The 21,429-nt window shown below is 61.7% G+C and carries 20 protein-coding genes; all 20 read right to left on the bottom strand.

Features of this window, described 5'->3' with window-relative positions:
* Positions 1-358: 358 nt before the first annotated feature.
* The 20 genes from SYNGFB01_RS12900 to SYNGFB01_RS03020 all read right to left on the bottom strand — a co-directional run bounded on the left by SYNGFB01_RS12900 (position 359) and on the right by SYNGFB01_RS03020 (position 21,422).
* Positions 359-1,198 carry a bifunctional 2-polyprenyl-6-hydroxyphenol methylase/3-demethylubiquinol 3-O-methyltransferase UbiG gene (locus SYNGFB01_RS12900; protein WP_235299890.1) on the bottom strand — a complete coding sequence of 280 codons (840 nt, stop codon included), beginning with the start codon at positions 1,196-1,198 and terminating at the stop codon, positions 359-361.
* A gap of 107 nt (positions 1,199-1,305) precedes the next feature.
* On the bottom strand, positions 1,306-2,463 hold the full coding sequence (locus SYNGFB01_RS03110; protein ID WP_053068291.1) for a hypothetical protein: 1,158 nt from the start codon (positions 2,461-2,463) through the stop codon (positions 1,306-1,308).
* A complete protein-coding gene (locus tag SYNGFB01_RS03105) occupies positions 2,460-3,251 on the bottom strand; it encodes a HisA/HisF-related TIM barrel protein (protein ID WP_048016884.1) in 792 nt (263 codons plus the stop codon). Before SYNGFB01_RS03105 ends, SYNGFB01_RS03110 begins: the two co-directional genes overlap by 4 nt.
* 2 nt (positions 3,252-3,253) lie before the next feature.
* Entirely contained in the window at positions 3,254-3,901 is a 648-nt protein-coding gene (hisH, locus tag SYNGFB01_RS03100) for an imidazole glycerol phosphate synthase subunit HisH (protein ID WP_082325833.1), read from the bottom strand.
* 889 nt (positions 3,902-4,790) lie between these two features.
* Positions 4,791-5,549, bottom strand: a complete 759-nt coding sequence (locus SYNGFB01_RS12340) for a glycosyltransferase (RefSeq protein ID WP_053068290.1) — start codon at positions 5,547-5,549, stop codon at positions 4,791-4,793.
* A 13-nt stretch (positions 5,550-5,562) separates the two neighbouring features.
* The gene (locus tag SYNGFB01_RS03085) at positions 5,563-6,732 is read right to left on the bottom strand and encodes a glycosyltransferase (protein WP_048016882.1); all 1,170 of its coding nucleotides are present in this window, start codon (positions 6,730-6,732) and stop codon (positions 5,563-5,565) included.
* A 52-nt stretch (positions 6,733-6,784) separates the two neighbouring features.
* Positions 6,785-7,519, bottom strand: a complete 735-nt coding sequence (locus SYNGFB01_RS12895) for an FkbM family methyltransferase (RefSeq protein ID WP_161795833.1) — start codon at positions 7,517-7,519, stop codon at positions 6,785-6,787.
* 80 nt (positions 7,520-7,599) lie between these two features.
* Positions 7,600-7,845 carry a hypothetical protein gene (locus SYNGFB01_RS14030; RefSeq protein ID WP_152669490.1) on the bottom strand — a complete coding sequence of 82 codons (246 nt, stop codon included), beginning with the start codon at positions 7,843-7,845 and terminating at the stop codon, positions 7,600-7,602.
* A 532-nt stretch (positions 7,846-8,377) separates the two neighbouring features.
* Entirely contained in the window at positions 8,378-9,349 is a 972-nt protein-coding gene (locus tag SYNGFB01_RS03070; protein WP_161795832.1) for a glycosyltransferase, read from the bottom strand.
* Positions 9,350-9,519: 170 nt separating this feature from the next.
* Positions 9,520-10,224, bottom strand: a complete 705-nt coding sequence (locus tag SYNGFB01_RS03065) for a class I SAM-dependent methyltransferase (RefSeq protein WP_048016879.1) — start codon at positions 10,222-10,224, stop codon at positions 9,520-9,522.
* A complete protein-coding gene (locus SYNGFB01_RS13645; RefSeq protein ID WP_082325831.1) occupies positions 10,221-11,357 on the bottom strand; it encodes a glycosyltransferase in 1,137 nt (378 codons plus the stop codon). Before SYNGFB01_RS13645 ends, SYNGFB01_RS03065 begins: the two co-directional genes overlap by 4 nt.
* 1,041 nt (positions 11,358-12,398) lie before the next feature.
* Positions 12,399-13,298, bottom strand: coding sequence for a hypothetical protein (locus tag SYNGFB01_RS14025; RefSeq protein ID WP_152669489.1), 900 nt, complete (start codon positions 13,296-13,298; stop codon positions 12,399-12,401).
* Positions 13,295-14,692, bottom strand: a complete 1,398-nt coding sequence (locus tag SYNGFB01_RS03055) for an ABC transporter ATP-binding protein (protein ID WP_048016877.1) — start codon at positions 14,690-14,692, stop codon at positions 13,295-13,297. The genes SYNGFB01_RS14025 and SYNGFB01_RS03055 overlap by 4 nt, the downstream gene beginning before the upstream one ends.
* A gap of 30 nt (positions 14,693-14,722) precedes the next feature.
* Positions 14,723-15,112 (bottom strand): type II toxin-antitoxin system VapC family toxin, encoded by a 390-nt coding sequence (locus SYNGFB01_RS03050; protein ID WP_048016876.1) that lies wholly within the window; start codon positions 15,110-15,112, stop codon positions 14,723-14,725.
* Between the two features lies 1 nt (position 15,113).
* Positions 15,114-15,359 (bottom strand): hypothetical protein, encoded by a 246-nt coding sequence (locus tag SYNGFB01_RS03045; RefSeq protein WP_048016896.1) that lies wholly within the window; start codon positions 15,357-15,359, stop codon positions 15,114-15,116.
* Positions 15,360-15,404: 45 nt separating this feature from the next.
* Entirely contained in the window at positions 15,405-16,277 is an 873-nt protein-coding gene (locus SYNGFB01_RS03040) for an ABC transporter permease (protein ID WP_048016875.1), read from the bottom strand.
* A gap of 37 nt (positions 16,278-16,314) precedes the next feature.
* A complete protein-coding gene (locus SYNGFB01_RS03035) occupies positions 16,315-17,730 on the bottom strand; it encodes a nucleotide sugar dehydrogenase (RefSeq protein ID WP_082325829.1) in 1,416 nt (471 codons plus the stop codon).
* A gap of 379 nt (positions 17,731-18,109) precedes the next feature.
* On the bottom strand, positions 18,110-19,171 hold the full coding sequence (locus tag SYNGFB01_RS03030) for a GDP-L-fucose synthase (RefSeq protein WP_255347522.1): 1,062 nt from the start codon (positions 19,169-19,171) through the stop codon (positions 18,110-18,112).
* Positions 19,164-20,255, bottom strand: coding sequence for a GDP-mannose 4,6-dehydratase (gmd, locus tag SYNGFB01_RS03025; protein WP_048016893.1), 1,092 nt, complete (start codon positions 20,253-20,255; stop codon positions 19,164-19,166). The genes SYNGFB01_RS03030 and gmd overlap by 8 nt, the downstream gene beginning before the upstream one ends.
* A 102-nt stretch (positions 20,256-20,357) precedes the next feature.
* Positions 20,358-21,422 (bottom strand): polysaccharide biosynthesis/export family protein, encoded by a 1,065-nt coding sequence (locus SYNGFB01_RS03020; protein ID WP_082325837.1) that lies wholly within the window; start codon positions 21,420-21,422, stop codon positions 20,358-20,360.
* Positions 21,423-21,429: the final 7 nt, after the last annotated feature.

The following is a 21,429-nucleotide window of genomic DNA, read 5'->3' as shown; positions in this document are numbered from 1 at the left end:
CTGCGGTACTTGAGATAGAAGGCGTCGTCGAGGTCGAGGATGTAAGGAATGCTCAGGAGGCGACGCTCCAGCCAGGCAGGCAGCAGTGGCAGCAACTCGGCGTAGACGATCGCCAGATCGAAGCGCGCCGCATGGCCCAGGGCCTGCAGGCGCTGGACATAGGCGGCGAGCAGACCTCGCAGCGAGGGGGAAGCGCCGGCGAAACGACGCTGGACATAAGCATTATCGAGCAGCGACTGGATCTCCAGCTCGTAACCGGCAGCCCCCAGCCCTGGCCGGAACTGCAACAGCCGCACGCGGTGACTGGCGGCCTGGGGNCCATACAGAGACAGCCCGAGAATGCGAAGCGATGCTCTGCTCACGTTTTGATGAGCCAGACTTTGAGCGTCTCACCTACGCCCACAGCATTGACCAGGCCATTGACGATCGCTTTGACAAACGCAAGTCGCCGACTCTGATAGGTCGCATCCCGAAGACTGGACCGGTCTAGAAGTGCATTGACATTCCCTTCGGTCTTCTGGCATGCAACTTGACTTGGCAGATCTACCGATTCCGCTGTAGCACCATGCTGCTGTGCCGGGGTGCTTTGCATGCAAGGCTTGAATCGCCAGGGATCGAGCCCAGTAGTGCGGAGTTTGGCGATTCTGAATCNATGTGCCTGGGCAAATTGCTTCAGCGAGGATGGCGTGAAAAGGCAGAGATGATCGGGATAGGAAACAGGCTGATAGTTCTGGCGCTCGAAATGGCGCAAGATGGCGTTGAAGTTGGGAGTGGTCAGATACAGCAGTCCCCCNTGATGCAGGAGGGCAGCCGCATCCTGAAGCAAGTCTCCAGGGGAGCGCAGATGTTCAAGCACCTCAAAGGCTGTAATTACATCAAATACAGAGCCGCTGTAGGCCGTGGCTGCTGATGATCCTTGTGCCACGTGGAGGCCGCGGCTGCGACAAAGAGCCACGGCTTCCTCGGAAAACTCAATTCCACAGACCTGCCATTCGGCTGCAGTCGCTTCGGATAAGAAATCTCCCTGACCACAACCGATGTCCAGCAACCTCCCCTCGCCGCGCCAAGGTGCAAAGCTCTGGAGTACTTGGCGGTAGCTGGCGCGAGTGGCTGCAGGGCAGAGCTTGAGATGGCCATAGCCATACTGGGCATAGTGCTTCGCCAGTTCGGAATCGCTTGGAATTCGCTGCTCGAACACCAAGCCACATGATTGACACCGGAGAAGCTGTTCAGGATGGGTTGGCCAGACAGCAACCAGTTGAGGGCTTTGGCAGACGGGACAGGATTGGTGCAGGCTCTGCACGTTCAGAAATTTGAGGCCTTGGGTCGCCCCGTCAGCATCCGGTAGCTGTCATAGGCCAAGCCCAGCAGCCGCTTGTGGTTGGGGAAGTCGACATACCACCGCGGCGGGGAGTCCATAGCGGCTTGGAGTTCGGCAGGGGCATAGTCGAGCTTGCGCGCAACGAAGGCNAGATCCTGCTCCACGTTGAGTGCTGCCCAAGGCGGGATCTGCAGCTGGTGGAGGGCATCAGCGCGGGTGATCTTGCCCAGGCAGATGTCGGCGGAAAGATAGCCACGACGGTAATCCACCTGGTGACGCCGGGGGAGATACACCAGCTGGGTGAAGCGGGTGAAGGTGGATTCACAGTGTTTGCCGCCATAGCTCTTCCAACCGATGGCCTGCTTAAGGTTCTGGCGGGCCGCCTCCTTGTCGTAGCGGAAGCGGTTGAGGGGGTAGAGGGTGCGGATCCCTTGCAACAGCCGACAGCGCAACTCGCGGCGGAAACCGAAATTGATCGGCTGGTAGAGACGGCGGGATACACCGGATTGGCTGAGCACCGCGTGGGCATAGCGGCTGTCGCGGGCGTNGTAAAGCCAGGCGACCGGGAGGATGCCCTCGTTGGCAATGTTGCCGCCGCTGAGGATGGTCCGGATGCTCCGCTGTTGGGCTACGCGATGCAGGGCAGCCTGGATGGCGATATCGGTGGGCAGTTCGATGTCGGGAACACCGGCCTCGATGAAGGCACGCTGGATCGCCTTGAAGCCGTTCCAGTTGAGCACTTCAGCGTGGTACTCGATGCCTGGCAGGCCGATCAGCCTGTAGATGTTCTGGATGGCGATGGGAGTATCCCAGCCGTTGTCCATGTGCACCGCCAGCACCCGCAGGCCGGCCTGCTGGGCGAGCAGGGCCACGCTGGAGCTGTCGACGCCGCCACTGACCCCCACGATCACGTCAGGGCCTGAGCCTGGGGCCCGCCTGGATCGGATTTCATCGAAAAGGCATTTCAGGCCGCTGTCTGGTGACTGCGTCTGGCGTTGCTGGTAGGCAGTGACGACGACACGCTTGGCGAGGAAGTCGCTGCAGTGGTTGCAAACCCCCAACCGGTTGAAGCGGATCCAGGGATCGCTGGTGTCCATCACGCAGCGCGCGCAGATCTGGTAGGGCCGCAGCGGCGTGCTCATCGCCAGACCCNTNGCAGACGCGGCAACTGCTCAGCCAGCCAGGCGCTGGTGTGGGGGTAGTTAAGCAGCACCTCGTTGGTGCCTGGCGCATAAACAAACAGGCTTCCAGCGGCGACGCCTGACAATGGAGTCGCGGCCAGCAGCTCTGCGATATCCGCATGGCTGCCGCAGCCCCCCAGCGCCACCAACGGGACCGTGAGCTGCTTGTTCAGGCTGGCCAGCACAGCCACGTCGAAACCGCTGTGGCTGCCATCGCGGTCCACGGCGTTGAGCACCAGTTCGCCCGCACCTGCCTGTTGGCAGGCCAACGCGATCTCCTCCAGCGGTTGACCAACAGTGCCTGGGGTTGGGCGCCCGAACCAGGCCAATGGCGGCTCATCGGCATGGTGCTGCACATTGAGCACCACCGAAATTGTCGACGAACCAAACCGATCCGCAGCTTGCTCAAGAAACGCCAGGTTTCGATTCAGGGCACCGCTGAGGGCCACCTTTTCGACACCGAGGACCAGCAGATCATGGATCTGATCCAGGGAGTTGATGCCGCCCCCGATGGTGAGCGGAACACTGGTGAAGCGCGCCAGAGCCTCCACGAAACGTGCCGGGATCGGCCGGCCCTGAGGCGTGGCGTCAATGTCAAGTACGAGCAGCTCATCCGCCTCGAAGCCGCTGAACACATAGGCGGCATTTAGGGGATCGCCAAGGTAGTGCCGCTGCTCAAATGCGGTGGTTTTTACCAGATGCAGCTGGGCATCCACGAGCAGGGTTGCAATCAGACGAGGGCGCAGCATGATCAGCCGGCCAGAAAGTTGCGCAGCAGCTGCAGGCCCTGGCCGCGGCTCTTTTCGGGATGAAACTGCACGCCGTGGATGTTTCCCTGCTGCACCACTGCCAGCCAGGCACGCTCATGCTGATAGTGCGCCTGGCAGCCGCTCAGGTTGGGGCTGGGGGCCACGGCGTAGGCGTTGGCAAAATAGAAGAGCTGGTGCTCTGGAGCGATGCCGACGAGCAGCCCAGGTGGATCGGCAGGGGGTATGAGGGAATTCCAGCCAAGGTGGGGCACCTTGTGAAGCTTGGTGTTGGTGGGCCTTAGCCGCTCGGTGCGCAGCGGCAGCAGGCCGAGCCCTTCCACGTGTGGAGCTTCCTCGCTGGATTGGGTGAGCAGCTGGAAACCAAGGCAGATGCCCAGGGTGGGCAGACCGGAGCGAATCTGCTCGATCAAGGCCTCCTGCACACCACTGGACTGCAGCCGCTGGCGCGAGGGACCGAAGTGACCTACACCAGGCAACACCACGGCATCAAGATGACTAAGCTGCTCGGCGGTATGAATGAGGCGAACTGTTGAGCCAAGCACCGTGAAAGCCTGATCCAGAGAGGCGATATTGCCCGTGCCGTAGTCAACGATGCCGACTGTTTTGCTCTTGCCGGAACCCATCGCCATCGAGTTTCAGTGAGGTGGTTTGATCTGGCGATCAGGAGGCTGGGCATGTTGGATGCTGCTCCAGTCTCCAAACAGATGTAGCTTGTGAGATTGGTAGTACTGATACTCAGGCGATGCACAGAAATCGCCATGCCAGGGAAGATGCGCTATGGCGTAGCGGGAAGGGAGGCGAATCGAGAGTGTTGAGAAGTGCCGTGCCGGCCGATACAAGGCCAAGGTGGTATCGGTGGTGCAAACCACGGCATCAGTATTGTTTCCCAGCAGCAGGCGTGACAGCAGCCGGTAGGAGGATGACGGCTGAGGCCCTCTTCATGGGCCCTGATGGCGCTGCTGTTCTGAACAGTGATCGTGCTGACGTCCAGGGGCAGAGCCACCTTGAGCACACAGCGGTGCTGGTTCAGCGCGCTGAACAGCCGTACCAGCCAATCGCTGGGGATGGTTGTCGGGATCGCCAGGTCGGGATCACTCACCAGGTATGGGTAGCGCCAGCTGCGGATCTGCTGTCGCAGCCTGGGGGTGAGCCAGGGGGCATAGGGCCCGAAGCGCTGGTCTTCAGGGGCAAGCCGGATCCACTGGCATCCTCTCTGTTCCAGGACTGCGAGGGTGGAGAGGCAGGCCGGGCTGGTGGATCCCGAATCCAACAGCAGAATGTGGTTCGGGTACAGCCCTTGCTGCAACAGGCTCTCCACCAGTGCGGGCAGAGGTGAATGCAGGTCGCGCACCAGCAGCAGAGCGCGGACGCGGTGAGGATCCGGGGGCCAGCGGCGCTGCAGTGGCCCCAGTGCCACTGCAGCGAGGATCCAGACAACACGCAGCAGCCGCGGCAGGCGGAACCAGAGGGGGCGGCACCGCTTCCATGCACATTGGCCATACGGCATGAGAGGGGAACTCAGGACGGCCTGGAGTTGCGCTGGTGGGAGCGCAGCCAGTAGTAGCACTCGCTGTACCAAGGCCTGGAGCGGTTGAGCTCGGCAAGCATGCGGCTCCGCTCGAGATAGTGCATGCGCTCATAGTTGCGATTGCTGCTGATGCCGCCCTGCTGAAAGGAAATCATCGTGACTGGCAAGTATTCGCCATGAGTGAATAGATCGTGCTCCATGAAAAACTTGTGATCCCCGCAGATGCGATAGCTCTCGTCAAAACGATTGCCCTGCTGGAACAGCTGACCGTTGATGAACACGCTGGTGGGAAACTCCGTGACGCCACGCAGACGCTGCAGCCAGCTGTTGGGTCGATAGATGGCCCAATCAGGGGGCTCCTCTGCGTCAACCGTATCGCCATAGAGGAACCGGTAGGCCCCCAGGCTTGGGTCAGCTTCAATCGCCTCAGCCACGCGACTGAGGATGTCGCCCGAGATCAGAAAGTCGTCGGAGCCGAGAAACAGGAGCCATTGGCCACGCGCTTGTTCCACGCCGCGGTTCCAGGCCTGGTAGAGGCTCGTGTCCGGCGTGGAGCAGGCCAGGCGCAGGGGATAGCGCTGGCAGTAGTGCTCCACGATCTCCAGGGTGTTGTCGCTGGATGCACCGTCGGCAATCAGATGTTCGAAGCTGGCGTTGGTCTGACCCGCCACACTGCGCAAACAGCGCTCCAGGGTGGCCCCGGAATTGAGCGTGGAGGTGATCAGAGTGAACTGTGGAGGATCTGACATCAGTGGACGCTTCTCAGGTGGCAGGAACTGGGATGCTGCTTGGCCAGGTATTCGATGTCAGCGTTTCAAGCTCAGCCAACAGACGATCCACGAACACCTCCCAGGTGAACTCCAACACAGCCGTGTGGGCGGCCTGTTGCTGTTGAGCCAGGCGATCCGGCTCCCGCAGCTGCGTGGTGATGGCAACGGCCAGAGCAGCAGGGGTGAGTTCCGGCAAGTAAGCGCCGAATGGAATCGTGGTGCCGAACAGCGCCTGGAACTCGGCGTAGGGGGCGGTGAGCACGGCGGTGCGGCGGTGCATGGCTTCCACGGTGGCGGAAAAGCCACCCCAGCCGCTGGAGGCGGTGATCACCAGATCGGCCTGGTTGAGCAGGCTGTAGTAGGTGTGACGCTGGGCGGGATCGGCTTTGCTGAGGTAGCCATGCAGGTGCACCGGCAACTGGAGCGCCGGCGGTGAAGCCAGGTCTGGCGCGCCGATGCCGATGGCATCGAGCTGCACCGGCAGATCGGCGGGCAGCAGGGCGACGGCCTGCAACAGCAACTCCAGCCCCTCCAGATACCGGGGCCGACCTACGAACAGCAGCCGCCAGGGGCGATGGAGTGTGGCGGCTGGGGGCTGCGCTGGAGGCGGCGGCGCCAGGGGGTGATCGTTGATCACATGGCCGAGGAACCGAAAGCGCCCAGCGGGGATCTGGCGCTGCAGGCGAGCTGCGGATTCGGGGAAGAGCACCACCACCAGCGAGGCACGTGCCATGGCGGCGGTCTCGCGAGCGATGGTGCCGCGCTCGGCACGGTCGGGCTCACGGCCGAGACGCTCGTTGATGTAGTGGTGATAGCTCCAGTCGCTGAGCAGCACCACTGGGATCGTGCTCTTGCTGGGGGCGCAGCTGATCGAGAGGTTGATCAGGAGGGTGCCAGGCCCGCCATGGCGCCGCACGGCCCGGTCGAGGCGGCGGGTGGTGAGCCAATGGTTGGTGCGGGAGCGGTAGAAGTCGATGCTGGTGTGCCAGTGGCGCAGCTTGTGGCGCGGGCCGAGGCTGTAGCGCCAGAGGCGACGAATCAGCCAGGGGGCCTGCAGGTTGACGCGGATCAGCTCGATGCCGCGGCGTTCGAGCTCAGCGCCAAGCAGGAAGGGAATGTTCGACCACAGATTGATATCCCGCGAATCACCATCGGCACACAAGATGACTCTCTTGATGGCACACAACGTGATCTCTGAGTGCAGCGAGAGTGGACTACGCACTGTGCCTCGGAACATACCAATCATCCCAGGCCGAGGCTTTGACATGCTTCCTCTGATAGCCCTTGCTGTTCAAAAGTGCATGGATTGCATCCCTGGTGTTGGCGTTGTAGTTATGCTCAACACAGATCGAGCCGAAGGTGTGCGAATCAAAATCGAACGATTCAAGAATCGCGAGCTCACTGCCTTCGGTATCGATCGAGAGGAAGTCGATGAACTCTGGGGCCTGATGGCAAGCGAGAAGGTCTTTCAGGCTGATCGTTTCAACCTCATAGGTCGTTGGATCGGCCTGCCTTGTCTGGCGCCTTTCGTCACTGGCACTGGTGCTGGCCAGGCCTGACAGCTCGCGATAGCCTTTGGAATTGCTGACGTCAAGAAACAGGAGTTGCTGACCGGATGTGCTGAAAACAGCACGCGTATCCACAATACAGGACCTATGATTGACAAGGCTTTGATGCCAGCAACGAGCCGGTTCGGCAGCGATGCCTTGCCAGGCTAGATGCTTCTCCAGCAACCAGGTGTTGCTGAAGCGCACACCATCGGAAGCGCCAATATCAACAAAGAAAGGCGTTCGAGAGCTGCTATGCGGTTGCGATTCAAGCCAGGCGAAGAGGTCTTGGCCAAGCTGCGCTTTCGAAGCCNAGAGAAATGGACTCACGGCCTCTCGTTCGTTCTCTGTGAGCTCAAGCCAATACTTGATCCAGGGGGCTTGCCTGTAGAGCTCATTCAACTCTTGCCCATGGAAGAGCAGAGGAGAATCCTGAACAACTCGGTAGCCAAGTTTCCTGAACAGTGAATTAACTGCTCTCTTCATGACTTAATCCTGTTGCTGATGCGCTTGGCCTTACGAAGCAACCGTTGGCCTAGGTTCAGGGGGGTCCACTGCATCGCATCCAGGTGCTGGATGGTGTGGAAGTCGAGCCCATCAATGGGGCGAAACAATCGAAAGGGCTTGTGATAGTGGGCGAAAGCGGAGGCCATTGGTCCTCCGATCACCGTGCCACGGAAGCGGGGATCCACTTCACGGGCAATGATGTCGAGCTTGGGGCGGTTCACCAGCAGCAGGCCGCTATGGGGATTTTCATGCTCCTGCAGCTGGCGGTCCTCAAAGCTGATGGGTTGGCCGATGCGGCGCCGCAGCACGGCCAGATCGATGCAGATGGGAGCCTGGCCGNCNGGCGAACTTCAATCCGGTTGGGATGGAAAATCCAGCGCTGGTCTGATGGCGCACCGTAGTGAGCATCAAACTCCAGCACATTTCGCCATACATCAGCGCTCAACAGGATGTCGTCTTCCACCACTAGGAAATAGTCGTAGGCATCGCTGAACTCCTGCAGCAGCTGCAGGGCCTCGAACACCAGAAACTCCGGGTTGTCGCTGCGATCACTGAGGTCGAGATCCAGGGGCACGAGGCTGCGCCCGCCATGGCCGCAGACCCGCACGTCGAAATCCCTGAAAGCCCGCAGGGAGAACAGGGCCCTCTCCACAATGCGACAGCGCTTCTGGGGATCCTGATGCTTGGAGCGCCCGCCGAAAGTGCCCTGAGGGTTGAAGTAGTGAACGACGAGACAGAGGCAGCGCATGGGGCTCAGCCCGTGGCCAGCCCTTGATGGCGACTGATGGCTTCGTGGATCGTGGCGGCCAGGGCCTGGATGTGGCGCTCCAGGGTGTGGTGCTTCAAGGCGTTGGTGCGAGCGGCACTACCCATCTCAGCGGCCAGCTGAGGGGATTGGGCCAGCCAGATCATCGCCTCGGCCATGCCGGGCACATCGCCTTCCGGCACAAGAAATCCCGTGCGGCCATGAATCACCACCCCTGGAATCCCAGCGTGGACCGTGGTGACCACGGGCAAGCCGGCCATCTGGGCCTCGATCAGGGCGACGGGGGTACCTTCCTGATCACCGGAGGGGCAGCGCAGGGAGTGTTGCACCACCGCACGCACATGGCGCAGCTTGGCCTGCACGGTGACGTGGGAACAGCCACCGGTGAAGCTGATCACATCGTGGAGACCCAGCTCGGCCACCCGCCGCTGGCAGTCAGCCAGAAGGGGGCCGGTGCCGATCATCGTGAGCCGGCAGTCTGGCTCCACCTGATGGGCTCTGGCAAAAGCCTCGATCGTGAGCAGGGGNCCTTTCTTGCCCACGAAGCGGCCGATGGCGAGAAAGTGGGGCGGTGAAGCAGCAGGTGCGGCAGCACAGAAGCGGCGGGGATCCACGCCACAGGGATTCACCTGGATGCGTTCGCCCGGTGCACCCAGCTGGATCAGCTGCTGGCGCATCGGCTCCGAGACCACCACCAGAGCAGCCGCAGCAGCAAACAGCTCGCTGTAGGGCCGGCGGTATCGCTCCAGGGTGTCGTGCTGGTAGGCATCAAAACCATGGAAGATCACCACCAGAGGGATGTTGGCAAGCCTGCAGGCAAGGGCGATGCCGGCACCCAGGGGGCCGTATTCAGCCACCAGTACATCAGCCTGGCTACGGCGCAGCCAGCCGGCCGCCTGTCGCTGACCCCAGCGATCAGCACAGCAGGCCAGGCCCCATAGATGTAGTCGTTCTGCCATGAGGCGCAGTGCACCAGGAACCAGAGCAACCCAGCGACCCTGAGCCGTCTTGTACGNCAACCGCCACCGGTAAAGCGGGATCACCTGAAAAGGCAAGTGATCGCGATGGGCGCGGATGAAGGATTCCGACGTGGCGACAGGCTCGGGACTTAGCAACACAAGGCGCTCACTCATGGCTTCGTCGCCNTGGCCATCAGCCNTGTGATCATCATGCCTTCTTCGAATCCGCTGGCATCCGGTTCGCGGCTGAGCCGCAGGCCTGTCCAGACGGGATAGAACACCAGAGTGAGCACTGCCCGCAGCCAGCGGTTCATCGACCGGCGCCGCAACCAGAGGCCCAGCACCTGGGCGAGGCTGCGGTCGTAGCCGCCCAGCGGTCGCAGCTCACAAACCTGGAAGCCTGCGTTCTCAAGCAGGTGTCGCAGCGCGAAGGGTGTGTAACGGCACCAATCGTTGGGCACCTCATGCAGGGGCCAGAGGAAGGGCACGGTCAGCAGCAGGCTGCCGCCGGGCTTCAGCACCCGGTGAACCTCTGTGAGCAGGGAAGCCGGGTCGGGGCAGTGCTCGAGCACCTCGGTGCAGAGGGCGCTATCGACCGACGCGTTGGGGAGCGGGATGGCGCCGTTGACCCACACCAGATCGGGTGGGCTCTGCTGACAGCGCGGGCCTGCGCGATCGAGGCCGATCACCTCGGTGAGCTGAAAGGGTGCGTGAAGCAGCAGCGGCTGGTAGGGGCTGTTGCCACAACCCACATCGAGACACCGCCCGCGCAGGTGGGCACTGCAGCTGCGGATCGCCTGCAGGATCGCTTGGCGAGGCAGGTAGCGATCCATGTTGCCCGGCGCAGGTGAAGGCTGCAGGAAGGGATCGCTCACCGCTGACCGAGGTAAAAGGCGGTGAGCTCGTCGATCGCCTCCTTGGTGGTGATGAAGCGCTGGCGCACCAGCTGGGCCTGCTGCTCGCGGAAAGCGCCGGGATCGGTCTTGAGCTCAAGGCTGCGCTGCACCAGCTGCTGAGGTGTGGCGCAGATCAGGCCAGCTAGCTCGGGATCCACGCACGCAGGATCGCCGTGGTGATCCACCTCCAGCAGCAGGGTGGGCAGGCCAGCGGCCATGGCCTCAATGCCGGCATAGCCGATGTGACCGCTGAGGGAGATCATCCACACCAGATCCACCTCGGCACGGGCTGGATCCTCCGCAGGGCTGGGCACTGGATCCACAAAACGAATGGCATCAGAGAGACCTAGGCGCGCGATCTGAGAAAGCAATGCTAGGTGGTAGGAGGGATCCTCAATGAAACCAGCGATCCGCAAGGTAGCTGATGTGTGACAGCACAATAGTGCAAACGCATCGATCACCTGATCAACAAAACGCATCGGCGATATGCGGGAGTAATGCACTATGCAAAAAGGATTGGAAACATCATCCTTGGGACCCAGGGCTTCCAGATGCTGGCCTGGGCAGAGACGAACGGGCCAAGTGAGCGTCTTCGTTAGATCAAACTTTGTGGGCAGCTGGACTATCTGACTGTTGTGCATAAACACCAAGCTCAGGCGTCTATTGCGGAGTAGACGTTCGTACTCATAGCGTGAGCGCTGAGCCATGTGCTCCATCAAATGGAAGCAAAGGCGCTGACCGATCCTAGCGTGAGGAAGTAACAAATCAGCCACAAAGGGCTGCGCACAAACGACAGTGTCAAATTCCGCAAGCTGGCGATAGAAAGTATAATTAAGGATCCTCTCTAGCCAGCGACGACTCCACCAATTAAGAACTCGGCTTCCAATAAATTGACCATCGTGACGCCTGAACACATAGGGAGCTTTAACAACAACAATGCCAACTTGCTGTAGTTCGAAGAGATATGTGCCCCAGCGGTCGTTGGTGGGGGCGATCAAGAATAGCTGGCACTCAAGGTCTGGCCTGAATAGACGAATACCCTTAAGAATTTCCAGAAGATGACGCTGCGAGCCCGCGCGCACGAAGCTCTCAAAGACAACTGCTATGCGCATGACCTCATTAACTTGTGCCTACAACATCAAAGATCAATATTTCATCAGACTTTCGAGTGACTTTACTACAGTCTTTTGCCAACGCTTCCTACACCGAGATTTACGCATGAATGACCTATATTCAGTAGCTGCTGCCTCAGTGGTTGCAGGATCAGAANGGATAGAGCGAAGACGAAAGAGATCTCTGGCTCGCCGAAACTCAAAGAATGCAGATGAGGGGCATTGATACAAAGACCATGGAAGATCCCCAACTGGCATGCAGCCTGCATAGGCGATCTCTCGATACTTTAATAGCTCAAGCCTATAGATGGACGAATCGGTAAAGGCCCCTACATGCCGTGACAGCCACTCTATATAAGCATTTCCAGTTACATTATGGGAGGGAAGACAGGCTTTCTCCGGATATCCTGGATGCCTCAGGGTGGACAGCTTAAACAATGCTCTAGTCATGAAAAATCTAGATAGAAGGTAAGGCTTATAACGAAGCGGATAAAGGTCATCTCGCTGGTTGCCAGTTACTGCCGTAGCATGGATTCGTTGAGCATGAGGAAAGTTGACTTCGTGTTTCGGATCATAGGTAAATGGTGCATAGATAAATCGTGAACGGAGAGCACTAGAGAGCCAGGACGAAATGATTCCCGATGGCTGATATGGAGACAGATAATGGACCCGTTCATGATCAACCATTTCCCTGCAGAACTGGTACCACGGATCATTAGCATGAAACATGCAATGATCATTAACTCGCAATACAAATATAGCCTTTGAATACTGGTCTATAGCAGACTTTAACTCCAAGAGCTCCTGTTTATCGTGATGTCTATTGTCAATTACCATACAGTCTAGGTCTTGCAACTCTCTAGAGGTAATATGATGTGCCGACCATCCGTATTCGCTGGCTATTGGCAATCCTGCATCTGGACAGAGGAGCTTTGCATATGGAAATCGTTTAGACAGTATGTAACCTATGCGCATGTTTCGCATGAAGAAGAATAGCCTGAAGGGTGTTATACTGAAATAACTTTAGACCTAAGAAGAAAATCATTGGCCAAAGCCACTTCTCGCGAGCAGTGGAACATATTTCATATCATTAATCCAAGATTGAATGATTCGCCGTCTCTCTCTCATGTATTCCTGAGTGTTTGTATTGTAAGAGGCATGCCTGTCCACTCCATGTCTGCTCATGCTTTTGTCAGGCAGAAAGTCCGGTTGAGATAGCTGCTGAGAGGGAACAACTGTTTCCGTACCGGATGCCAGCAATGAAGCTGCACTGATATGAAAGTCTTCTGAGTTAAGTAGCGATGGTGGATCATATGACGCCATATCGATGAGACTCTTTCTGCGAAATGCCCAAGAATGACCACCATAGTCAACAACTGTATCCTTATCTAGGTCCCTAAAGCTGCCATCACCGTACCCAAGCTCATACATATCATCAAGCTTTTCTGATTGCAAGGCATCTTGTAAGATAATTCTTCCGTTGGCAGTGACTATACAGTTGCGATTCTTCATCAAATCTAGACATCTCTGATTCCAGTAACGGCCAGGCTCAATATCGTCGTCCCATACGATGTAGAACTTCGCATCAACTGGCAGGCAGGCATAGAAACGCCCATGGAACTTTGCGTTCCAGTTTACATTGTGAGTATAGCGCAACACGTCTACAGATTTTATTGCTTGCCTGCTTAGCCTAATGTCAACATATGATTGATTGTGGTATATCAGCAAAGACTGCGGCGCAAGAGCTTGTTCTAATATGCACTTAAGCTGCAGGGCAAGATTTTTTCTTTTATAGACCGTAAGGACTTGACAATACTTTATTCCGTCAGCCTTGGCTTGCCTATGTATTTTTGCAAGAACTTTGTTAAGCAGCGCCTCTTCATTCAAGGCATTAAGAATAGGCTTTATTTTGGCCGCAATCCGTTGAGCGATCCTTGTCATTGGGATTGATTTAGATCACATCTAAGATGATTTTCCTGATGCATAATGTTTATTGTTTCAAGCCTGAGTGATCCTTGCACAATGCCAAAGCTTCCTGGCATATTTAGGTTTCCTGTTTGCCAATAGTCACCCCTGATGACATTAAGCCAAGTCGCTTCATTGATGCCATCAAGCCTTGATGTACTATCTGTTCCAAGTAGCGACACGGAAAGCCTGACTGAATACACGGCTTCTCTAAGCGTAAGCTCAGGAATCCACAGACGGAGGCCGAGTATGTCACCCTCCTTACAGGATTTGTTTTTATTAATTGTAATTCCCATCTCGTTCGAAGAGAAAATGGCTGCAAACCTCGAATCACGGTCTAGCAGATCAATTGCGAATACAACCCTATGCAAGTCCTGAATGCAAGCAGAGGCTTTACAGGCCGCTCTTATTTCCAAAGCCGATCCCGAAATAATCTGGCTATAGTCATTGCCGAACTTGTCCAAGACTTGGATCTCAATAAATTTAAGCTCGCCTGATCCTTCTCGGTCTTTTCTGTCACTTAATGGAGTTTTAGATGTAATCCGTCCCTTGGCCAGATATCTATCGATCGTTTCTGAGACGGCTCCATGATATGTCAACAGGCCACTATCCAAAAGCAGCCCAGATTCGCATATGCTGGCCAATGCCCCCATTTGATGACTTACGAATATCAATGCTCGACCTTGTCCTTCTGTAAAGCCCTCCATCTTCCCAAGGCACTTCTTCTGAAAGCTGGCATCCCCCACCGCCAGCACCTCATCCACCACAAGAATCTCCGGCTCCAGGTGCGCCGCCACCGCAAAAGCGAGCCGCACATACATGCCGCTGGAATACCGCTTCACTGGCGTGTCGAGAAACTTCTCCACCTCGGCGAAGTCCACGATCGCATCAAACTTCGAGCGGATCTCCCGCCGCGTCATCCCAAGGATGGCGCCATTGAGATAGATGTTCTCCCGGCCCGTGAGCTCCGGGTGAAAACCCGTGCCCACCTCCAGCAGGCTCGCCACCCGGCCGCGGATCTCCACCCGGCCCGTGGTGGGTTCGGTGATGCGGCTGAGGATCTTCAGCAGGGTGCTCTTGCCCGCCCCATTGCGGCCGATGATCCCCACCCGCTCACCCCTGCGGATCTCGAAGCTCACATCCTTCAGCGCCCAGAACTCCTCCTCCGCTCCCCGCTGCTCATGGGCCGCATGGCGCTGCGCCCGCCGCAGCTGGCCCGCCAGTGTGAACGGGTTCAGCAGCTTCCCGGCGGCCCGGGCCCGGTGGGCGATCGAATCGCGCAGGGCCCGGTAGCGCTCCGGCTGCTCGTGGTGGAGGGCGTATTTCTTGCCCAGGCCCTCCACCCGGATCACCACATCGGAATCGCTCATACCTGAGGGTGTGGGGTCATCGTCAACAGGTCAAGGGAGCACCCGGGATGCCAGCTGCTGCAAGCGCTGATCGGCGCTGAGCAGCACGGCCGCTTCACGTCGGGCAAGAGCCAGATAGAGGCAGTCGTAGACGGGATGATCGAGGTGGCAGGCCAAGGCCAGTGCTTCCACCTGCAGATGGCGGTCGGGTTCGATCACATCCACCAGCTCCGCCGCCCTGCTCAGGCGCTGCTGCAGGCCGTCGGCTGCCAGCTGGCCGGCCCGTTGCAGGCGCCACAGGGCATTGGCCACCTCGGTGAGCATCAGCTCGGGAGCGAGCACCAGATCGGCATTCAGCACAGCCTCTTGAAAGAAGGCCGACTGCTCAGACCCCTCGATGATCCGTACCACCGCCGAGGCATCCAGAACCAGGCTGGCCATCTCAGCGGGAACGGTCCTGGCGAATCAACTCCTCCGCAGAGGGATCAAATGGCCGCCGGCCCTGCTCCTCCGCTAGGGCCTGAAGGTCGGCGAGGGCCTGGCGACGTCGCTCACGGGGATCTCCTCCACAGGCCTGCTGCAGATCACTGAGGGCCTGCTGGCTCAGGCTGCGGTGGTGTCGTCGCGCCCGCAGCTGCAACAGCTGATGCAGGGGATCGGGCAGATCGCGGATCTGGAGCGTGGCCACGGGACGGAGCAAGCCGGCTGCATGCATAGTACCTGCGCTTTTCAGTCAGATCACATCCGCAAAGCGCTTCTCCATGCGCCGGAACTGGTGCACGCCCGTGATCGCCAGCAACGCCACGATCCCCATCGACAACCCGAAACCCGCCGGGTTGATCGCCGCCCCCNGGCCGATGATCGCCCAGCGAAAGCCCTCGATCACCCCCACCATCGGGTTGAGCGCATAGAGCAGCTGCCACCGCTCCGGCACGATCGCGCTCGAAAAGCCCACCGGGCTCACATAGAGGCCGAACTGCACCAGGAACGGCACCACATAGCGGAAATCCCGGTATTGCACGTTGAGGCTGGCCAGCCACAGCCCCGCCCCCATGCTGGCGGCAAAGGCGATGGCCACCCAGAGCGGCAGGGTGAGCAGCCGCCAGCTCGGCCACCACCGAAACCACAGCATCAGCCCCGCCAGGATCACGAACGAGATCAGGAAATCCACGAAGCTGGTGATCACCGCCGCCGCCGGCACGATCAGCCGCGGGAAATACACCTTGGTGAGCAGGTTGGCGTTGGCGAGCAGGCTGTCGGAGCAGCTGCTCAGCGCCGTGCTGAAGAACTGCCAGGGCAGCATGCCGGCGAACACCAGCACCGCATAGGGCGCATCACCCTCGCTGGGCAGCCTGGCCAGCCGCCCGAAGATCACCGTGAACACCACCATCGTGAGAAACGGGCGGATCAGCGCCCAGGCCACGCCGATGGCGGTCTGCTTGTAGCGCACCGTGATGTCGCGCCAGGCCAGGATGGCGAACAGTTCCCGGTAGCGCCACAGATCCTTCCAGTACTGCTTCTCGATCCGGTTGGGCTCCAGCACCAGCCACTGCTCGGCGGGGTCGGGGGAAGCACGGCGGGTATCGGGACGGGTGAATGCGGGCATCAGGGGTGCCGGGGGGACGGGCATGGGCCGGAGCCGTTCAGAGCCGCAGCGGCTTCAGCTCGCGCGGCACGATGCCCTTCACATCCAGCAGCACCCCGCCCGGCTCCAGCAGGCAACGCCATCGATCGGCGTTCCAGGCCCTGAACTGCCGATGGCCCACCGCCGCGATCAACGCCGTGAAGCGGGCGTCGGCGGGTGGCTCGGCCGCTACCGCCAGGCCGAGCTCACGTTCGGCCTCCGCCGGATCCACCCAGGGATCCACCACCACCGGCACCATGCCGAAGCGGCGCAGGGTCGCCACCACAGCAGCCACGCCGGTGTTGCGGATGTCGGGGCAGTTCTCCTTGAAGGCGAGCCCCAGCAGCAGCACCGGCGTGTCGAGAATCGGCAGATGGCGGCTGGTGAGCTCCTGGATCAGCTCCTCCACCAGCCAGGCGCCCATGCCGTCGTTGATGCGACGCCCCGCGAGCATCACCTCGGGCTGATAGCCCAGCTGCTGAGCCTTGTGGGTGAGGTAGAAGGGATCCACGCCGATGCAGTGCCCTCCCACCAGGCCCGGCCGGAAGGGCAGGAAGTTCCACTTCGTGCCGGCCGCCTCCAGCACATCAAGAGTGTCGATGCCCAGGCGGCGGCAGATCACCGCCAGCTCGTTCACCAGGGCGATGTTCAGATCGCGCTGGGTGTTCTCGATCACCTTGGCGGCTTCCGCCACCCTGAGACTGGCGGCCGGGTGGGTGCCCGCGGCCACGATCGAGCCGTAGAAGCCATCCACCCAGGCGGCCGCCTCGGGGGTGGACCCACTCGTCACCTTCACCAATGTGGTGAGTCGGTGCTCGCGGTCGCCCGGGTTGATCCGCTCCGGGCTGTAGCCGCACACGAAATCGCGGTTGAAGACCAGCCCCGATTCACGCTCCAGCAGCGGCACACACACCTCTTCGGTGGCACCCGGATACACCGTGCTCTCGAGGATCACCAGGGGTTGCGTTGGCGCGCCACGCTCGGCACGGGCCCTGAGCGCCCCGCCCACCATCGCACTGGCCTGCTGCAGCGGTACGAGATCAGGGCGCTTGGCGCTGTCGATCGGTGTGGGGACCGTGACCACGAACACATCGGCGGCGGCCAGCACGGCCGGATCCGTGGTGAACTCCAGCAGCGTGGCGCCCTCCAGCTCCGCGGCACTGGTCTCGTTGGTGCGGTCGCGGCCCTGACGCAGCTCCTCCAGCCGCTGCGCGTTGATCTCGAAGCCGATCACCCGGCGACGGAGCGGCTGGCCCGAGCGCAGGCAGGCCTGCGGTGTGGCGAACGCCACCGCCAGCGGCAGGCCCACATACCCCAGCCCGATCACCGCCACGGTGCAGTTGTTCAGATCTGGAAACACCGGGAAGGGGCTGGGGTCGCTGGAGGGCTGGTCGGTGGAAGCGCCGCGGGGTTTCGCCTTGGCATCCTCGGGCATGCTCAGCAGCTCCGAATCGGGCTGCGGGCAAGCCGCAACCGAGGCCGGGACGCAACCGTGAGCCAGCAGCCGACCCGGACGCGAGCGAGGCTCCAGCGTCTCAGAACCGGCGCGGTGTTCTGATTCAAGCAGCGGCAGCGGGTTCTGCGGACACCCGGGGAGCACAGGCTACCGATGCGATCCGGCGGTCGAGGAGAGCCTCCTCCATCAGGATCACGCGGAAAGGGCCTTGGCACACCACATCTGGTGGTGCTGGGGCCCGGAAATCGGACACTCGCCCGACCCCCTTTCGGCAGCACTGCAGGGCCCGCCAGCTCAGCGGACAGCGGCTGCCCCTCAGGCGGCTTGTGGGCGGGCGCATCGGTTCGACGAGCTCAGCTCAGACGCTGCGCAGCGTGCCGGCCGCCAGCCGGGAGCGGAAGTCGGCCACGGTGGCCTCCAGCCCCTGCGCCAACGGGATCCGGGCCCGCCAGCCCAGCGCCGCCAGACGGCTCACGTCGAGCTGCTTCTTCGGGGTGCCGTCCGGCTGGGTGGTGTCCCAGGCGATCGTGCCGGCGAAGCCCGTGGCCGCCGCCACCGCCTCCGCCAGCTCGCGGATGCTCAGATCCACCCCCGTGCCCACGTTGAGGAAGCGCAGCGGGCCGAGATCCTCGCCGCCGGGCCCCTCGGCCCGCGGGGCGCCGGGAGCATCCGGATCCCAGTGCTCGAGGGCGAACACGCAGGCCTCGCCGAGGTCATCGACATGCAGGAACTCGCGCAGCGGCGTGCCGCTGCCCCAGCAGGTCACGCTCGTGCCCCGGCCGCGTTCGGGGCGCTCGGCCGCCTCGTGGAAGCGGCGGATCAGCGCCGGCAGCACGTGGCTGTGTTCGGGGTGATAGTTATCGCCCGGCCCGTAGAGGTTGGTGGGCATCAGGCTGATCGCATCGAAGCCGTGCTGCAGCCGCAGCGCCTCGGCCAGCTTGATGCCGGCGATCTTGGCGATCGCATACCACGCATTGGTGGGCTCGAGAGCGCCGCTCAGCAGCGCCTCCTCCCGGATCGGCTGGGCCGCGAACTTCGGATAGATGCAGCTGCTGCCCAGGAACAGCAGCCGCCTCGCCCCGTGCCGCCAGGCGCTCTCGATCACATGGGTCTCGATCTTGAGGTTGTCGAGCAGGAAATCGGCCGGGTAGGCGGCATTGGCGTGGATGCCGCCCACCTTCGCGGCCGCCAGCACCACCACCGTGGGCCGCTGATCGGCAAACCAGTGCTCCACGGCCGCGCCGTCGCGCAGATCGAGCGCATCGCTGCCGGCCGTGAGCAGGGCGCCGCCGGCCGCCTGGGCCGCCGCCGCGTCGCCATAGCCGGCACGGCGCAGCGCCCGGCAGACCGCCGCGCCCGCCATGCCCCGGTGGCCCGCCACATAGATGCGTTCAGCCGGGGTGATCAGGGCCTCACTCACGGCTGCCCACCACCTTGAAGCCCTTGAGACGCAGCAGCGCCTCCTTGCGGNCCTCCTCCCGATCCGCCGCCACCATCTCGGCCACCAGCCCCTCGAGGGTGGTGGTGGGGGTCCAGCCCAGCTTCTCATGCGCCCTGGTCGGATCGCCCAGCAGCGTGTCCACCTCGGCGGGGCGGAAATAGCGCGGATCGATCCGCACCACCACCTCGCCGGTGTGGCGCAGGCCCACCTCGTGCACACCCTCGCCCTGCCACTCCAGCTCGCCCCAGCCGAGTTCGGCGGCCGCCAGCTCGATGAAGCGCCGCACACTCTCCTGCCGGCCGGTGGCGATCACGAAATCCTCCGGCCGCTGCTGCTGCAGCATCCGCCACTGCATCTCCACGTAGTCGCGGGCGTGACCCCAGTCGCGCAGCGAATCGAGATTGCCCATGAACAGGCAGTCGTCGAGGCCGGCGTCGATCCGGGCCAGGCCGCGGGTGATCTTGCGGGTCACGAACGTTTCGCCCCGGCGCGGCGATTCGTGGTTGAAGAGGATGCCGTTGCAGGCGTACATCCCATAGGCCTCGCGGTAGTTCACCGTGATCCAGTAGGCGTAGAGCTTGGCCACGCCGTAGGGGCTGCGCGGATAGAAGGGGGTGCGCTCGGTCTGAGGAATCTCCTGCACCATCCCGTAGAGCTCGCTGGTGCTCGCCTGGTAGATGCGGGTGCGCTCCACCAGCCCCAGCATCCGCACCGCCTCGAGAATCCGCAGCGTGCCCAGGGCATCGCTGTTGGCCGTGTATTCGGGCGCNTCGAAGCTCACTGCCACATGGCTCTGGGCGCCGAGGTTGTAGATCTCGTCAGGCTGCACCTGCTGAATGATCCGGATCAGGTTGGTGCTGTCGGTGAGATCGCCGTAGTGCAGCACCAGCCGCGGATCGGCATCATGCGGATCCTGGTAGAGGTGGTCGATCCGGGTGGTGTTGAAGCTGCTGGCCCGCCGCTTGATGCCGTGTACCACGTAGCCCTTCTCGAGCAGCAGCTCGGCCAGGTAGCTGCCGTCCTGCCCGGTGATGCCGGTGATCAGGGCGCTCTTGCGGGTCATGGGAGGGGCGGGATGGGTGATGGCGCCGCAGGCCGGCCGGGCCTGCATTCAAGCAGCGGCGAGGCGGCGGCTCGCGGGAACCGCAGCATCAGAACCGTGGCATCAGAGGTCGTTGTCGAGCAGGCGGAACAGGGTGAGGGCGTTGACCAGACCGGTGAGGGGCTCACCGACGGCGCCGATCGCGTCGGAGGCCACCGCGTAGCGGCTGCGATTCACGATCACCGTGTCGCCCGCCACCAGGGGCGGGTTCTTCGCCATCGACACGTCCTGGCTGGGGTCGTACACGTAGGTGCGCCGCTGGGCGCTGCCGTTGCGGTTGATGCGCACCACCTCCACCTTGGAGGTCCTGGCCCGCCAGTTCTCGGGGCCCCCGGCGGCCAGGATCGCCTGCATCAGCGGGGTGTTGGCCGGCACCTGAAGGCGGCCGGGCGCCTTCACCTCGCCCACCACGTTCACCGTGATCTCGGTGGGCGAGAGCGTGCTCGAGGCCATCTCGGCCGCCTGGGCGGCCGATTCCTCGCTCACGCGCTCGATGCGGATCACATCGCCGTCGAAGAGCAGCGGGTTCTGCACCATGTCGCCCTCCCGCACCAGCGCCAGCAGATCGACCCGGGCGCGCTTGTAGCGCTGCTCCGGGCCCGGCATGCGCCGCTGCAGCCACACGTCGCCCAGGTTGGCCATCGCGGTGAGCCCGCCGGCCTTCTGGATGGCGTCCACCAGGGTGGGGGCGCCGCTGATCGACACGGCGGCCTCGGTCTTCGAAGCCTCCGTGGTGGTGAGGGTGTAGATCCCAGGCCGCTCCACCTCCCCCACCAGCGCCACCCGGAGCGGCCGCGGCTGCACCACCCGCAACTGCAGGTTGGGGCGCTGCAGCTGCTTGCGGTAGAGCGTCTCCAGCCACTGACTGGCCTGGGAGAGGGTGAGCCCGCCGAGCCGCACGATCCCGAGCAGCGGCAGGGAGGCCGTGCCGTCGTTGAGGATCTCGATCGGCCCGGAGAGATCAGGCACCGCCAGGAAGCGCAGCAGCAGGCCGTCGCCCGTGCCGAGGATGTAGGCGTCCTCCTGGTAAGCGGGATCCTGGGCGGCGGCTGCCGGGGCGGCCGGCTGGGCTCTGCCGGCATCCGGCGCCGGCACGATCTCGATCTGGGCGAGGCGCGGTCCGGCCAGGACCGGG

Source organism: Synechococcus sp. GFB01 (assembly GCF_001039265.1).
Taxonomy (GTDB): Bacteria; Cyanobacteriota; Cyanobacteriia; order PCC-6307; family Cyanobiaceae; genus NIES-981.
Note: the sequence above shows the minus strand (reverse complement) of the source record. Positions and strands in the feature narration are given on the sequence as shown.

Excerpts from the sequence above, each read along its gene's own strand:
- SYNGFB01_RS14025 (WP_152669489.1), bottom strand. The coding sequence starts at position 13,298 with ATGACAAGGATCGCTCAACGGATTGCGGCCAAAATAAAGCCTATTCTT.
- SYNGFB01_RS03055 (WP_048016877.1), bottom strand. The coding sequence starts at position 14,692 with ATGAGCGATTCCGATGTGGTGATCCGGGTGGAGGGCCTGGGCAAGAAA.
- SYNGFB01_RS12340 (WP_053068290.1), bottom strand. The coding sequence starts at position 5,549 with ATGTCAGATCCTCCACAGTTCACTCTGATCACCTCCACGCTCAATTCC.
- hisH (WP_082325833.1), bottom strand. The coding sequence starts at position 3,901 with ATGGCGATGGGTTCCGGCAAGAGCAAAACAGTCGGCATCGTTGACTAC.
- SYNGFB01_RS03035 (WP_082325829.1), bottom strand. The coding sequence starts at position 17,730 with ATGCCCGAGGATGCCAAGGCGAAACCCCGCGGCGCTTCCACCGACCAG.
- SYNGFB01_RS13645 (WP_082325831.1), bottom strand. The coding sequence starts at position 11,357 with ATGCGCATAGCAGTTGTCTTTGAGAGCTTCGTGCGCGCGGGCTCGCAG.
- SYNGFB01_RS03050 (WP_048016876.1), bottom strand. The coding sequence starts at position 15,112 with ATGGCCAGCCTGGTTCTGGATGCCTCGGCGGTGGTACGGATCATCGAG.